We start from the raw sequence: 14,756 nt of genomic DNA, 5'->3' as shown, positions 1-14,756 counted from the left end.
ATTGCCGGGTCAAGTCCGGCAACGACAGTCTCTGGTTCCAAAATGCCCCTGCGCCTGTTCCTGTCCTCCGGCGATCTGATGGCCGACCGCCGCTTCGAGTTCGCGCGCGACCTCCAGCTCAAGGGCGACCTGCCCGCCGCCGCCGATCTCCTGGAGCAGGCGATCGAGCTCGCGCCGAACTTCATCTCGGCCTGGTTCATGCTTGGCGAAATCCGCAAAGAACTCGGCGAGCGCGACAAGGCCATTGCGGCGTTCCGCAAGGCGCGTGATTCCGACCCGGACGACCAGCATGGCGCCGGCCTGCATCTGATGCGGCTCGGCGAGGCGCAACTGGCGGAGATGCCCAAGGCCTATGTACAGGCGCTGTTCGATCAATATGCGCCGCGCTTCGAGCACGCGCTGATCAACGATCTCGGCTATCGCGCGCCGGCGCTAATCTTCAAGGCGGTGCTGGCCGCGCGCGTTGCCGCGAAGAAGCCGGCCTTCTTCAAGCGCGCCGTCGATCTCGGCTGCGGCACCGGGCTCGCGGCGTCCGCCTTCGCCAATCAGGTCGATCATTTCACCGGCATCGATCTGTCGCCCGGCATGATCAAGGAGGCGCGCGCCACCGATCTCTACGCCGAGCTCGAAGTCGCCGACATGATCGAAGGCCTGCGCGGCAAGGCTGATGCAAGCGCGAACCTCGTCGTTGCGGCGGATGCGTTCGTGTATCTCTCCGATCTCGCGCCGGTGCTGGGCGAAGCCAAGCGCGTGCTCGCGCCCAGTGGCGTGCTCGCATTCACGCTGGAAACGCATGACGGCAGCGGCGTCGTGCTCGGCGAAGGCCTGCGCTATGCCCACTCCGCGGAATATGTGCGCGGCGCGATCGCCAAGGCCGGGCTCAAGCTCCTGACACTCGAGGCCGCGTCCCCACGCAACGAGAACAACGAGCCGGTGCGCGGCCTCGTCGTCGTCGCCGAGAAAACTTGAGTCTAGGCGCTGCACTTGCAGCGATTTGAGCGTCATTGCGTCGCAAAGCCGCGACTTGCCACTTGCGACGCGCGGCCCGATGCCAGCACAATGCTTGCATTAGGGAGAAAACAACAATGATGAAGAATCCATCGCGGCGCGATTTCAGCGCCGCCGCGCTCGCGACCATCGCTGCATCCACGCTGCCCGCGCCGCATGTCTGGGCCGCGGACAAGAAATACGATGCGGGCGCCAGCGACACCGAGATCAAGATCGGACAGACCGTGCCGCATTCCGGCCCCGGCTCGCTCTATGGCGTGTTGGGGCGCGTTGGCGAGGCCTATTTCCAGATGCTGAACGAGAAGGGCGGCATCAACGGGCGCAAGATCAAGTTCATCACGTCGGACGACGCCTACAGCGCGCCGAAATGCGTCGAGGCAACGCGGCGCCTGGTCGAGCAGGAGGAGGTGCTGGCGCTCTACGGCTCGCTCGGCACCGCGCCGCAGACCGCCGTGCACAAATACCTGAACTCCAAGGGCGTGCCGCAGCTTTTGCTCAACACCGGCGCGTCCAAGTGGAACAATCCGAAGGAGTTCAAGTGGACGATGGCGGGCCTGCCGCTGTATCCGACCGAGGCACGCATCCTGGCGCGGCACGTCGTCAACGTGAAGCCGAACGCCAAGATCGGCATCCTCTACCAGAACGACGATTTCGGTCGCGACTTCTTGGGGCCCTTCAAGAAGGTGCTGGCGGATGCCGGCGGCACCGCGCAGGTGATCATGGAGCAGACCTATGATCTCACCGATCCGACCGTCGACTCCCAGCTCATCAATCTCTCGAAGTCGGGTGCGGATGTCTTCTACAACATCACCACCGGCAAGGCGACGTCTCAGTCGATCCGCAAAGTCGCCGAGCTCGGCTGGAAGCCGCTGCAGTTGTTGTCGGCGGGCTCGACCGGGCGCTCCATCCTCAACGCCGCGGGCCTGGAGAACGCCACCGGCATCGTCGCGATCCGCTACAACAAGGAGGTGGGGCTGCCGAAGTGGGAGAAGGATCCGGACGTGATGGCGTTCGAGGAGCTGCGCAAGAAATACCTGCCGAGCATCGACCCCGACAACACCATCGCCTTTGCCGGCTACGGCCAGGCTGTGACCATGGGTGAGATCCTGCGCCGCTGCGGCGACGATCTCACCCGCGCCAACGTGCTGAAGCAGGCCTCCACGCTCGCCGGCTTCCACTCGCCCTATTTCCTCGACGGCGTCACCTACAGCTATACGCCCGAGGACTACACGCCGATGAAGACGCTCTTCATCTCCACCTTCAGCGGCAAGGACTGGGAGATCTCCGACAAGCCGATGTCGGAGTAGGGCGCCTTCTTCCCTTCTCCCCTTGTGGGAGAAGGTGGCGCGAAGCGCCGGATGAGGGGTTCTATCCGCGTGTCCGAATGAGAGAGGTTCACTCGCTGAGACAGACCCCTCACCCGTCTCGCCGCTACGCGGCGAGCCACCCTCTCCCACAAGGGGAGAGGGGACGGCGTCTTGCTCATCGTAGAGCTCTCACCCCTCGACGAACCCATCCCCACGGCTTACCTCTTACGCCGTGCCGCCCCGTACCCTCAAAACATCGGCCGAGCCGGCCGCGCTGCTGCCCGACCGCTTCCAACAATGGTTCGTGGGTCGCGGCTGGTCGCCGCGCGCGCATCAATTGGCGCTGCTGGAGAAGGCGCGCGAGGATCGCTCTGCGCTGTTGATCGCGCCGACCGGCGCCGGCAAGACGCTGGCGGGATTTCTGCCGACGCTGGTGGAGCTCTCTTCTCCCTCCCCCCTTGCGGGGGAGGGTCGGGGAGGGGGATGGCCACGGGCACCGCTCGTGGGGCTACCCCCCTCCCGGCAGCCTTCGGCTGCCGACCTCCCCCACAAGGGGGGAGGTGACAACGGCAAGCTCATCTCCACTGGCCGCACCGTGCAGCGCACCGGCGGCCTGCACACCCTCTACATCTCGCCGCTCAAGGCGCTCGCCGTCGACATCGCGCGCAACCTGGAGCGGCCGATTGCCGAGATGGAGCTGCCGATCAAGGTCGAGACCCGCACCGGCGATACGCCGGTGTCGCGGCGGCAGCGGCAGCGGCGCTATCCGCCGGACATCCTGCTGACGACGCCGGAGCAGCTCGCGCTCTTGCTCTCCTCCGACGACGCGCCGTTTCTATTCTCCTCCTTGAAGCGCATCGTGCTCGACGAGCTGCACGCGCTGGTGACCTCCAAGCGCGGCGATTTGTTGTCGCTTGGCCTCGCGCGGCTGTGGCGGCTCGCACCCGAGATGCGCGCGATCGGATTGTCGGCGACCGTGGCCGAGCCCGATCAACTCGCGCGCTTCCTGGTGCCGCAGCCGAGCGGCAAAGCCGAGGCCGCCGACATCGTCGTCGCCGGCGGCGCGGCGCCGCCGCTGGTCGAGATGCTGGATACGCGCGAACGGCTGCCCTGGGCCGGCCACGGCGCGCGCCATGCGCTTCCCGAGGTCTATGAGCTGATCAAGCAGAACAAGACCACGCTGGTCTTCGTCAACACCCGCAGCCAGGCCGAGATGCTATTCCAGGATCTGTGGCGCATGAACGACGACGGCCTGGCGATCGCGCTGCATCACGGTTCGCTCGACGTCGCGCAGCGTCGCAAGGTCGAGGACGCGATGTCGGCAGGACGCTTGCGCGGCGTGGTCTGCACCTCCTCGCTCGACCTCGGCGTCGACTGGGGCGATGTCGATCTCGTCGTCAATATCGGCGCGCCGAAGGGATCCTCGCGCCTGATGCAGCGCATCGGCCGCGCCAACCACCGCCTCGACGAAGCCTCGCGCGCGGTGCTGGTGCCGGCGAACCGTTTCGAAGTGCTGGAGTGCAGTGTCGCGATCGATGCCATCGCCGAGAATGCGCAGGACACGCCGCCGCTGCGCCTAGGCGCGCTCGATGTGCTGGCCCAGCACGTATTGGGTTGCGCCTGCGGCGAGCCGTTCCTCGGCGACGAGCTTTACGAGGAGGTGCGCACCGCCGCCCCTTACGCATCTCTCTCGCGCCAGGATTTCGACGATGTCGTCGATTTCGTCGCCACCGGCGGCTACGCGCTCAAGACCTATGAGCGCTTCGCCCGCATCAAGCAGGACAAGCAGGGGCGCTGGCGCGTCGCCAATCCCAAGGTGCGGCAGAGCTATCGCCTCAATGTCGGCACCATCGTCGAGGAGCCGATGCTGAAAGTGCGATTGGTGCGCTCGCGCTCCACCGGCAGCGGCTCGACCGGCGCGATCGCCCGCGGCGGCCGGGTGCTCGGCGAGATCGAGGAATATTTCATCGAGGGCCTGAGCCCCGGCGACACCTTCGTGTTCGGCGGCGAGGTGGTGCGCTACGAGGCCTTGGCGGAAGATCAGGTCTACGTCTCCCGCGCCAACGACAAGGATCCGAAGGTGCCGTCCTACATGGGCGGCAAGTTTCCGCTCTCGACCTATCTCGCCGAGCGCGTCCGCCGCCTGCTCGACGACAAGCGTGCCTGGAATGGTCTTCCCGAGCAGGTGCGCGACTGGCTGTCGCTGCAGAAGGACGTTTCGCGCGTCCCCGGCGTGCGCGAGCTCCTGGTCGAGACCTTTCCACGCGGCAGCAGGCATTACCTCATCTGCTATCCGTTCGAGGGCCGGCTCGCGCACCAGACGCTCGGCATGCTCCTGACGCGCCGCCTGGAGCGCGCCCGCGCCCGGCCGCTCGGCTTCGTCGCCAACGAATATGCGGTGGCGATCTGGGGGCTCGGCGATGCCTCCTTCATGACCCGCAACGGCCAGCTCGATCTCGATGCGCTGTTCAGTCCCGACATGTTAGGGGACGATCTCGAAGCCTGGCTCGCGGAATCGGCGCTGATGAAGCGCACCTTCCGCAACTGCGCGCTGATCTCCGGCCTGATCGAGCGCCGCTTCGCCGACGAGGACAAGAGCCGCCGCCAGGTGCTGTTCTCCACCGATCTCGTCTACGACGTCCTGCGCAAGCATCAGGCCGACCACGTCCTCCTGCGCGCCGCGCGCGCCGATGCCGCCACGGGCCTGCTCGACCTGCGTCGGCTCGGCGACATGCTCACGCGCATCCAGGGCCGTATTACCCACCGGGAACTCGATCACGTCTCCCCGCTCGCCGTCCCCGTGATGCTGGAAATCGGCCGCGAGTCGGTCTATGGCGAAGCTGCAGACGAGCTTTTGGCGGAAGCCGCCGATGAGCTGGTCAAAGAGGCGATGTCGTAGACTGCTGTAAAAATGACTTTTCGGGGCGCAACTCTCTCCACATCGTCATGGCCGGGCAAAAGCGCGGAACGCGTCTTCAATTGGAAGACCCGGGCATCCACGTCTTTGTCTCCGCGGCAAGAACGTGGATGGCCGGGACCCGGCTACGCCAAGGCTTCGCCGGGCGAGCAGGCCCGGCCATGACGGAGCACGCGGCGCTGCAAATCTCTTCAACGCGCGCTTTGGACGTAGCGGGCATCTCGCTGTACACCGATCTCTCCGGCGCGTTGTTCTGGGAAGAGCAACGCCTGCTCGTCGTCTCCGACCTGCATCTCGAAAAGGGCTCGAGTTTCGCCGCGCGCGGCGTACTGCTGCCGCCTTACGACACGGTCGCAACGCTGAGCCGACTCGCCGCCGTGGTCGCCCGCCATGATCCGCGCATCGTCATCGCGCTCGGCGACAGTTTTCACGATCGCACCGCGCATGAGCGGCTGTCGGAGGCCGATCGCGACACCGTCGCTGCGCTCCAGGCTCGACGCGACTGGATCTGGATCTCCGGCAATCACGATCCGCTGCTGCCGCGCGATCTCGGCGGCACACTTGCGGACGAAGTCGCGGTCGGGCCGATCACCTTCCGCCACGAGCCGACCGGCGCAATCGGTGAGATCGCCGGCCATCTGCATCCAAAGGCGCGCGTTTCCGCGCGCGGCCGTTCGATGGAGCGGCGCTGCTTCGCTTGTGACGGGATGCGCGCCGTGATGCCCGCCTTCGGTGCCTATGCCGGCGGCCTCAGCATCCGCGATGCCGCGTTCGCAAAGATCTTCCCGAAGAACGGCTTTGTCGCGCATCTCCTCGGCGACCGCCGCGTCCACGCCATCGCCGCGTCGCGGTGCTATTGATTGGCGATAGCCGAATCCATCTGATCTCGATCCTCTCGCCACGCGCACACTGCGCTCCCTCCCCCGCAAGGGGGGAGGGAACCTACTTTCATCGTGGTGGCAGATACGATCGTTGCAGCAGCTAAGCCGCCTTCGCCTGCACGTTATCGCAAAACTCCGCCAGCCGATCCGCGAGCCGCAGCGTCGCGGGGCTGGCGCCGGGTGAGGCCATCAGTGCCACTTCGGTCCGGTTGATCGGCGCAAACCCATCCTTCGCGGTCAGCACGCGGTGATCGGACTGGATCGCCATCTCGGACAAGATGCTCAGCCCCATTCCGGCAGCGACCGCGGCCTGGATGCCGGCGAGGCTCGATGACGTATAGGCCATGTGCCAGGGCCGGCCCGCGCTCTCCAGCGCGTGGATGGCGCCGGCGCGATAGAGGCAGCCGAGCGGAAAGCCGATCAGCGGCACGGAGGCGACGTCGGTCTTGATCGGATGGCTCTTGCTGGTGACCCAATGCACACGCTCCGGCCACACCGCGATCGCGCCCTTTTCGCCAGCCGCGCGCTTGAACAGCGCCAGATCCAGCTCGCCGCGTTCGAGATCGCGGCTAAGATTCTTGCTCTGGTCGGCGCGCACATCCAGCCGCAGGCCCGGATGCGAGCGCGAGAATGCGCCGAGCAGCTTCGCGAGCCGGTAGGCGGCAAAATCCTCGGGGATGCCGAGGCGAATTGCGCCTTCGCCATCAGGCTGGCGCAGCATGTCGCGCGCCTCCTCGGCGAGTGAGAGCAGCCGTCGCGCATAGGACAGCAGCCGCTCGCCGGCTTCGGTCGGGCGCACGTCCTTGCCGTCGCGGTGCAGGAGCGCCTGGCCGACATCTTCTTCCAAGCGCTTGATCTGCTGGCTCACGGTCGATTGCGTGCGGTGGACACGCTCGCCGGCGCGGGTGAAGCCGCCGGCCTCGACCACCGAGACGAAGCTGCGCAGGAGCTCCAGATCGAGCATGGCCGCCTCCATTCGAAAATCCACTGATCGGAAGTTAATCATTTAATTTCCAAATGACAAGCCGGGTCCCTAGATCGGGGGCTCAGGAGAATGTCATGTCCCTCGCGCCTTCAATTTCGGTCCCCCGCAGCCGCTTCAACCCGCTGCCGCTGTATATCGGTGTGTTCTGCCTGCTCTGGAGCTATGCCTTCGTCGCCGGCAAGATCGGCGTGACCCATTGCCCACCGCTGATCCTGCTCGCCGCGCGCTTCTCGCTCGCCGGCATCCTGATGCTCGGCGCAACGCTGATCCGCGGCGACGGCTGGTCGCTGTCATGGCGCGATGCCGCGATCTACGCCGTGCTCGGCATCGCCAACAACGCGCTCTATCTCGGCCTCGGCTACACCGGCCTGCAATCCGTCTCTGCAGGTCTCGGTGGTCTGATCGTCTCGGCCAATCCGGTGTTCACAGCGGCGCTGGCCGCTCTCGTCCTTGGCGAGGGCATGACCTGGCGTAAGGCCGGCGGCCTCTTGCTCGGCGTCATCGGCGTGACGCTGATCGTCTGGCACCGCCTCGCGGTCGGCACCGACAGCCTGCACGGCATCGTCTTCACGCTGGCCTCGCTGGCCTCCATCGTCGCCGGCACCATCCTGTTCAAGCTGCTCGCGCCGAAGGGAAGCTTGTGGATCGGCAACGGCATCCAGAATCTCGCCGCCGGCATCGTGCTGACGCCGGTCGCGCTGACCTTCGCCGACATCCACGCGATCGACTATACGCCGAGCCTGATCGGCGCCTTCGCCTTCCTCGTGCTCGGCGGCTCGATCCTCGCCTATCTGCTCTGGTTCCATCTCCTGAAAGTGTGCGGCGCCACCGCCGCGAGCGCGTATCATTTCCTGATGCCGCCGCTCGGCATGCTGTTCGCCTTCCTGGTGCTCGGCGAGCATGTCGAAGCGCGCGACCTCTTCGGCGTCATTCCGGTCGCGCTCGGCATCTACCTGGTGACGCGCCCGGCAGCGAAAGCAGCAGGTTAAGGAGAATCTTTCATGCCCGTATCCATCACCCTGATTGGTGGCCCGACCGCGCTGATCGAAATCGACGGCTTTCGCCTTTTGACCGACCCAACCTTCGATGCGCCCGGCGCCTACCAACTGCCGCATGTGAAGCTGGAGAAGACCATCGGGCCCGCGCTGAAGGCCGATGCGATCGGTCCGGTCGATGCCGTCCTGCTCAGCCACGACCAGCACTCGGACAATCTCGACAATTCCGGCCGCGAGTTTCTTTTCAAGGTCAAGCGCGTGCTGACGACCGAGGCCGGCGCAAAGCGCCTCGGCGGCGATGTCGAGGGCCTCGCGCCCTGGGCCACCGCGCAGTTGAGGGATGGCGACGGCAACACGCTGACGATCACCGCCACGCCCGCGCGGCACGGCCCGGCCGGCATCGAGCCGCTGTCGGGCGATGTCATCGGCTTTGTGGTGTCGTCGAGCCGCAAGGAGACGCGCCCGGTCTATATCAGCGGCGATACCACCTGGTTCGACGGCGTTGCCGAGGTCGCGCGCCGCTTCAAATGCGGCGTGGTGGTGCCCTTCGCCGGCGCTGCGCAAACGCGCGGGCCGTTCCATCTCACCATGGACACCAACGATACCATCGAGACCGCACGCGCTTTTCCCGATGCGATGATCGTCCCGGTTCACACCGAAGGCTGGGCGCATTTCCGCCAGAACAGCGAAGATCTGCGCAAGACCTTCGACGTGCTCGGCTTCGGCCCGCGGCTGCGGCTGCTCGAGCCGGGCGTGCCGACGGTGATCGAGGCGCCGTAGTCTCGGCGGTCATGCCCCGCGAAGGCGGGGCATCCGGTACGCCGCGGCTTCTCCGTATCTCACCGCCGTCTCTGGAATACTGGGTCGCCCGGTCAGGCCGGGCGACGACGAGACGAGTGAGTAGCGCTACTCAATCCTTCCTGAACACGATCGACGCCATCCATCCCGTCATCAGCGCCATGGCCGCCGTAGCGAGGCCGTAGATCAACCCGTTCTGCCGCGCGCTGGTGGCGACGAACTGCTCGAAGCCGACCTTGACGATCTCGAACGCGGTCTCCGTCTTGGTGACAAGCGCGCCGTTGGCAAACAGCTTGATCTCGACCTGATAGGTCCCGATGGGCACCTCCGCGGGCAGCGGAATGCCGGTGCGGAACAGTGTCGGCGTCAGGAACGTCACCGCGGCGGCGTCTTCGCGGTAGAGCCCGCGCTGGGTGCGCAAGCGAACGAAGGCCGAGCGGAAGGCGTCGTTCGGCACCACGTCGGCATAGTCGCCGCCGACGCGCTGCATCAGGAGCACGTTGTTGAGTCCGATCTGTTGCCGCCGCGCGATCTCGGGCGAGGTGATCTGGTCGAACGGGCGATTGGCGAACAGCGCGAGATAGCTCGGCACCTGCAGGAACTGCCGGTAGTCGGTGTTGATCCAGATGCCGAAGGTGCGCTCCTTGCGCCGCGTCACCATGTCGGCGCGCGGGCCGATCACCGTGACGACGAGATCGTAGGCGGTGCGATCGGCCGGCGTCGTGGCGTCCTTTTCGACCGAGCCGAACAGCACCAGCTCCTCGCCGGAATAGTTCGGCGTCACGGTGACGCGATGGTTGGAGACCGATACGATCAGCCGCTCGGCGCGCGCGGATGTGCCGAGCAGCAGGATGAGACACGCGGCGATCAGTGCGCGCATCATCCGTTCACCCCCAGCTCGCGGATGGTGAAGAGATCCTCGGGCCGGATCACGAGCTCAACCGCGAAGCGGATGCCGACCGAGAGGATCAGGATGCCGAGCAGCAGGCGCAATTGCTCGCCGCGAATGCGCTGGCCGGCGCGGGCGCCGAACTGCGCGCCGGTGACGCCGCCGACCATCAGGATCAGCGCCAGCACGGCGTCGACGAGATGATTGGTCACCGCGTGCAGCATGGTCGCGAACAACATGGTGACGAGGGTGAGAATCATCGAGGTCCCGATCACCGTCGAGGTCGGCACCCGCAAGAGGTAGATCATGATCGGCACCAGGATGAAGCCGCCGCCGATGCCCATGATGGCGCCGATGAAGCCAATCCCGATGCCGACGACCACCACCGGGATCACCGAGAGATAGATCTTCGAGCGCTTGAACCGCATCTTCAGCGGCAGGCCGTGGATCCAGTTGTGGGTCCGCCGCGGCGGCACGGCACCGCGCCGCGTCCGCATCAGGGCGCGCAGGCCTTCCGAGAACATCACGCTGCCGACCGTGGTGAGCAGCACGACGTAGGACAGAGCGATCATCAGGTCGAGCTGGCCGAGCGCGCGAAGCTGGGTGAACGTCCACACGCCGAGCGCAGTGCCGGTCACGCCGCCGCATAGCAGGACGGTCGCAAGGGCGGGATCGATCGCGCGTCGCCGCCAATAGGTGATCGCGCCGGAAAACGAGGAGGCCGCGATGTGGCTCGCGACGGAAGCGACCGCGACCGCGGGCGTGATGCCGATGAAGATCAGAAGCGGCGTCATCAGGAAGCCGCCGCCGATGCCGAACATGCCTGAGACGAAGCCGACCGCGGCGCCCATCGCCAGCACCAGGAAGACATTGACCGGAAGATCGGCAATCGGAAGGTAGAGTTGCATCGGTCCCAGGCTCCGGCGAGGCGGATCGATTTCGCGGAATGCTCGCGGGAGGGCGGAACGATTGCCGCGTCCCTCAATAGCCGAATTCGTCGCCGTACGGGACCATGAATCGACCCAACTGCGGCGTTTTTGGCCGCGGGCGGATCAGGAGCTCAGGCGTTCTGAATGATCGGGATTGAGGGTTGAGAGTTGGCTGATTCGGTGCGAGCCGAGGATTCCGACCGCCTCTCCCCTGCGGAGTGAGGTGAGGGCCAACTTCTGCGCTGTCATGCCCCGGCTTGCCGCCTTCGCTAAAGCTTCGGCGGCCGAGCACCCTTGTGGTCGGACGTAGCCTTGGCGGAGCCGGGATCGGGGCATCCAGTAAGCCGCGGCTTCTCCGTATCCCGCCGACGTCTCTGGAATACTGGGTCGCCCGGTCAAGCCGGGCGACGACAAGAGGAGACAGCGTGCTACCAATGATCGTGGTTCAACCGCGAAGGAAGCGTCCGCGGTGAACGAGAATGGATCAGTGCGCGGCCGAGGCCGAGCGCCTGGCCGCCATCAGCTTCGGCGCAGGCTTGGTGTTCGCCTGCGCGGCACTGTCCCAGCCGCCTGCGGGCGCGGCGACGTTGACGGCGTCGTCGGGCTGCGGTTCGGCGCTGAAGGTCTGGATCGCGAGCTTGGCGGCCGCGAGCGATTGCGGGTCGAGGCGTTTGGCGACGTCGTCGCGCTTGCCCGCCGCATCCGCGTCACCCTGGGCCGCAGCCAGGCTGAACCATTTGTAGGACTCGGCGAGGTTCTGTTCGACGCCGATGCCGCGGGCATAGAGGATGCCGAGGTTGAACTGGCTGTCGGCGACGCCGCGGTCGGCAGCTTTCCGGAACCACTGTGCCGCGCTCTTGTAGTTGGCGCCGCGTCCGCCGCCGTCGGCGTCGAGCACCGCGAGATTGTGCATCGCCTTGGCGTTGCCGCGCTCGGCGGCCTGCGTGTAGTAGCGGCGGGCGATGTCGGCGTCCCTCTTCACGCCGAGGCCCTTTTCGTAGAGCGTACCGAGGCGGAAGGTCGCAGGCACCACGCCGGCCTGCGCCGCGCGGTCGTACCATTTGGCGGCTTCGTCGTAGTTCGTCGCGACGCCCTTGCCTTCGGCGAAGCGGACGCCGATCTCGTAGGCCGCGGTCGCGTCGCCCTTCATCGCGGCGGCGCGCAAGCCGGGACCGCCGATGCCGTCAGGCAGTTTCTCGCTCGGCGGTACCTGGACCAGGCCAAGCCGCGCGCGGCTCGCCATCGGAATCGCGCCGGTGACGTCGTTGCTCGCCGCGGGCGGGGGCGGCGCGGCAGCAGGCGCGGGCGGAATCTCGACCGAGGCCGTGCTGCCCGAACCCATCGCGGGCACTGGGGCGGCAGTGTTCTGCGATTGCCGGCCGATCGGCGTCGGCGAGGTCATCGACGGCGTGATCTGCTCGGGAGCGGCAGGCTTGCTCTCGCTGGGCGGCGGCGGAGCGGCCATCGGCTGCGGCGCGGGCGCGCTCGACGTATTCTCCATCGCTTGCGGCGCGGGCGCACTGCTGCCATCCAGGAGGCTCATTGCCATCTTGAAGGTGCCGAGCACGATCACGACCACGCTCGCGCCGACCAGCAGCGAACGGATCTTCGAGGTGATCGTCGACGCGCCGTCCTTGCCCTTGGCGCGGCCCGCGGTGGCCGCCTTGGCGCCGCGGCCGCTCTTCTCGGGCTGTGCGGCGGCGGCCTGCGCGGCGCGGCGGGCGGCCGCGATGAAGCTCGACGATGACACCGGCTCCTTCGGCGCGGCGGGAATTTCGCTGATCGCGCTTTCGGACGCGGCAATGCGTTCCGATGGCGTGCCGACGCGCCCGTTCGGACGCGTGCCCGGCTCGAGCGGATGATCCGGCGGCAGTTCAGGCGCGATTGCGGCGCGTGCCGGCACCGTGTGCGGTTCCAGGATCTCGCTGATCGCGCGCGGCGGAATCGGCGGGGCCATCGGCACCGGCGGCGCGGCCGGGGTGGCGGCATGGAATTCGCGCGGTGCAGCCGCAAATGCGGCGTGCGCCGCTTGCGCGGCGGCCGGGTTCGGTAGCTCGGGCTTCGGATCGGATTTGGGCTGGCTTTCCGGCCGCGGCTCGCGCGCCATGGGGGCGGGCTCGATCGCAGCGGCCGTCGGCGTCGGAGCCGCCATCGGCATCGGCTGCGGTGCGGGCGGCGCGGCGCGCACCGCGCGCAGATCGCCCTCGATCATGGCAAGGCGGTCGACGACGTGGCCGAGCGTGTTGTGCACGGCCTCGAGCGAATCCTGGGTGTGGCGGGTGGTCTCGGCCTGGCTGAAGCGGATGTCGGAGAGCTCGCGCTTGACGAGCTCGACCATGCCGGAATCGGACGGCGGCGCCGAGCTGCGGCTTTCGGCAAGCGCAGCGTAAGTCGCCTGCTGCCGCTCCAGATGTCGCAGGATGTCGTGCAGCCCGTCCTCGACGCGGCTCAAATTGCCGCCGCGCGGATCGGAGGCGGCCTCGATCCGCTCCAGCAGATACGAGACGCGCTGTTCGAGATGCGCGAAGGTCGATGCGGAGTCGCCGCCGACCTGCATGCGGTCGAAACGGTCCGACAGCGCCCGGATCGCGGCTTCCAGATGTTCGGTGCTCTCGCTCGCGACCGGCCGCTCGCGCGTTTCCAGCGCGGCGGTGAGCGCGGCAATGCGTTGCTCCAGCACGGCGAAGCTGTCGCTGTGGCCGGAGGCGCGGGTGATCTGGTCGACCTTGGACGACAGGAGCTGCACGTCATCGGAGAGCCGTGCCAGCGCCTCGTTGGACGCCACGTTGGAGACGATGGCGCGCAGAGCCGAGATCGCGTCTTCGAGCTGGCGCACCGTCGACGGATCGTCGTTGGCGCGCAGGATCAGGTCGAGCTTGGCGCCGAGATTGCGGATCGCCTCGTCATAGCCGGTGAGCTGTTCGGCCGGCGTCAGCGTGCGCAGCACCTGCTTGATCTCGGACAGCGCGCGTTCGATGCCGGCGAGCATCTGGCCGTCGGTGCCGGACGAGCGAGTCTCGTCGATGCGACGGTGCAAGGAGCGGATCTCGTTCTCGATCGATTCGATCGCGCGGCGCGGCATCGCCTCGGTGATGGCGTGGCGGATCTCCGCGAGCTCGTTGCGGAAGGCCGAGATCGACTGCTCGATGTGATCGGGACGCTGCAGCGACTCGATCTGGCTGGTGATCTTGAGCAGATGGCGTTCGAGCGCGGAAAAATCCGGCCCCGGCGGTGGCGGCGGCGCCATCGGTGCGATGGGCGCAGCCATGGGCGCGATCGAGGGGGCCGCGCGCGGCGGCATCTGCCGCGATACGAAACCGTCAAGCTCGCTCTGTCGCGCCGTGATCTCGGCGACCGCGACGTCGAGCGAGGCGGGGCTCAGGGGTGGCGAGCTCCGATAGACCTGCGCTGCCGCGCGTTCGACCGCATCGGCCTGGCGCTGGCGCGGGTCGACCGCTGGGGTGCGTGGCGGTTGAGGCTGCTGCGGCTGTTGAGGGCGCGAGATCTGCGAGAGCCGCGCATCGAGGCGCGAGATCGCGTCGTTGAGTTGGCGCGCAACGCCCTGCTCGCGCGAGACGTCGCTGCGCGGCGCGGGTCTTGAAATCCGTTCGATCTGCTGGGTGATCGCGTCGAGCCGCTGATGGATGTCGGCGACCTCGCGACTTTCCTGACTCGGCGCCTGCGGACGCTGCTGGTCGTAAGGTCCGCGGAAGTTCGGCGGGGCAACGTCGCCGAGGGTGGAGTTCAGCCAATCGTTGAGTGACATGCCGGCGCGGCGCGCAGCGGCCTCGGCCCGCTCCCTGACGGATGGATCGATGCCGTCAACACTCCACGATACGCGCGAATTCATGACTCTGTCCGGTTCCGACTCCGGCGCCCCACCCGGCGCCTCCAGCCTTCCCACGCGTGCCGGTTGCAAAGACAATCGAATTCGGCGCGGGTCGTCTGCCTCGAAAACCGACTTTTTCCTGTCAGGGTAAATAACGGGTTAAGGAATGGAGAACCGGTGTCTTAAAGTTGGGCGGCGGGGAACTGGAGATGGTGCGT

General features: G+C 67.0%; 10 protein-coding genes. 6 read left to right on the top strand and 4 right to left on the bottom strand.

The window, feature by feature from the left end; translation table 11 throughout:
- Window positions 1–42: 42 nt before the first annotated feature.
- From MTX21_RS23465 to pdeM, 4 genes are all read left to right on the top strand, one after another.
- Window positions 43–969 (top strand): methyltransferase domain-containing protein, encoded by a 927-nt coding sequence (locus tag MTX21_RS23465; RefSeq protein ID WP_280967051.1) that lies wholly within the window; start codon window positions 43–45, stop codon window positions 967–969.
- A gap of 116 nt (window positions 970–1,085) precedes the next feature.
- Window positions 1,086–2,315, top strand: a complete 1,230-nt coding sequence (locus MTX21_RS23460; protein ID WP_280967050.1) for an ABC transporter substrate-binding protein — start codon at window positions 1,086–1,088, stop codon at window positions 2,313–2,315.
- A gap of 232 nt (window positions 2,316–2,547) precedes the next feature.
- Window positions 2,548–5,214, top strand: a complete 2,667-nt coding sequence (locus tag MTX21_RS23455) for a ligase-associated DNA damage response DEXH box helicase (RefSeq protein ID WP_280967049.1) — start codon at window positions 2,548–2,550, stop codon at window positions 5,212–5,214.
- A gap of 179 nt (window positions 5,215–5,393) precedes the next feature.
- A complete protein-coding gene (pdeM, locus tag MTX21_RS23450) occupies window positions 5,394–6,092 on the top strand; it encodes a ligase-associated DNA damage response endonuclease PdeM (protein WP_280967048.1) in 699 nt (232 codons plus the stop codon).
- A 121-nt stretch (window positions 6,093–6,213) separates the two neighbouring features.
- Here the strand turns inward: pdeM and MTX21_RS23445 are convergent, their stop codons facing one another.
- Window positions 6,214–7,077 (bottom strand): LysR family transcriptional regulator, encoded by an 864-nt coding sequence (locus tag MTX21_RS23445; RefSeq protein WP_280967047.1) that lies wholly within the window; start codon window positions 7,075–7,077, stop codon window positions 6,214–6,216.
- A 95-nt stretch (window positions 7,078–7,172) separates the two neighbouring features.
- Here MTX21_RS23445 and MTX21_RS23440 point away from each other — a divergent pair, with 95 nt between their 5' ends.
- Complete coding sequence (locus tag MTX21_RS23440; protein WP_280967046.1) at window positions 7,173–8,087, top strand: DMT family transporter; 915 nt, start codon at window positions 7,173–7,175, stop codon at window positions 8,085–8,087.
- A 12-nt stretch (window positions 8,088–8,099) separates the two neighbouring features.
- Complete coding sequence (locus tag MTX21_RS23435) at window positions 8,100–8,873, top strand: MBL fold metallo-hydrolase (RefSeq protein ID WP_280967045.1); 774 nt, start codon at window positions 8,100–8,102, stop codon at window positions 8,871–8,873.
- 130 nt (window positions 8,874–9,003) lie between these two features.
- On the opposite strand, the gene MTX21_RS23430 is transcribed toward MTX21_RS23435, so the two are convergent.
- The 3 genes from MTX21_RS23430 to MTX21_RS23420 all read right to left on the bottom strand — a co-directional run bounded on the left by MTX21_RS23430 (window position 9,004) and on the right by MTX21_RS23420 (window position 14,559).
- Window positions 9,004–9,774 (bottom strand): TIGR02186 family protein, encoded by a 771-nt coding sequence (locus MTX21_RS23430; RefSeq protein WP_280967044.1) that lies wholly within the window; start codon window positions 9,772–9,774, stop codon window positions 9,004–9,006.
- Complete coding sequence (locus tag MTX21_RS23425) at window positions 9,771–10,688, bottom strand: sulfite exporter TauE/SafE family protein (RefSeq protein ID WP_280967043.1); 918 nt, start codon at window positions 10,686–10,688, stop codon at window positions 9,771–9,773. Before MTX21_RS23425 ends, MTX21_RS23430 begins: the two co-directional genes overlap by 4 nt.
- A gap of 505 nt (window positions 10,689–11,193) precedes the next feature.
- Window positions 11,194–14,559 (bottom strand): hypothetical protein, encoded by a 3,366-nt coding sequence (locus MTX21_RS23420; protein WP_280967042.1) that lies wholly within the window; start codon window positions 14,557–14,559, stop codon window positions 11,194–11,196.
- Between the last annotated feature and the right edge of the window lie 197 nt (window positions 14,560–14,756).

This window comes from Bradyrhizobium sp. ISRA430 (genome assembly GCF_029909975.1).
Lineage (GTDB): Bacteria > Pseudomonadota > Alphaproteobacteria > Rhizobiales > Xanthobacteraceae > Bradyrhizobium.
This window is presented reverse-complemented; position numbering and strand designations above follow the sequence as displayed.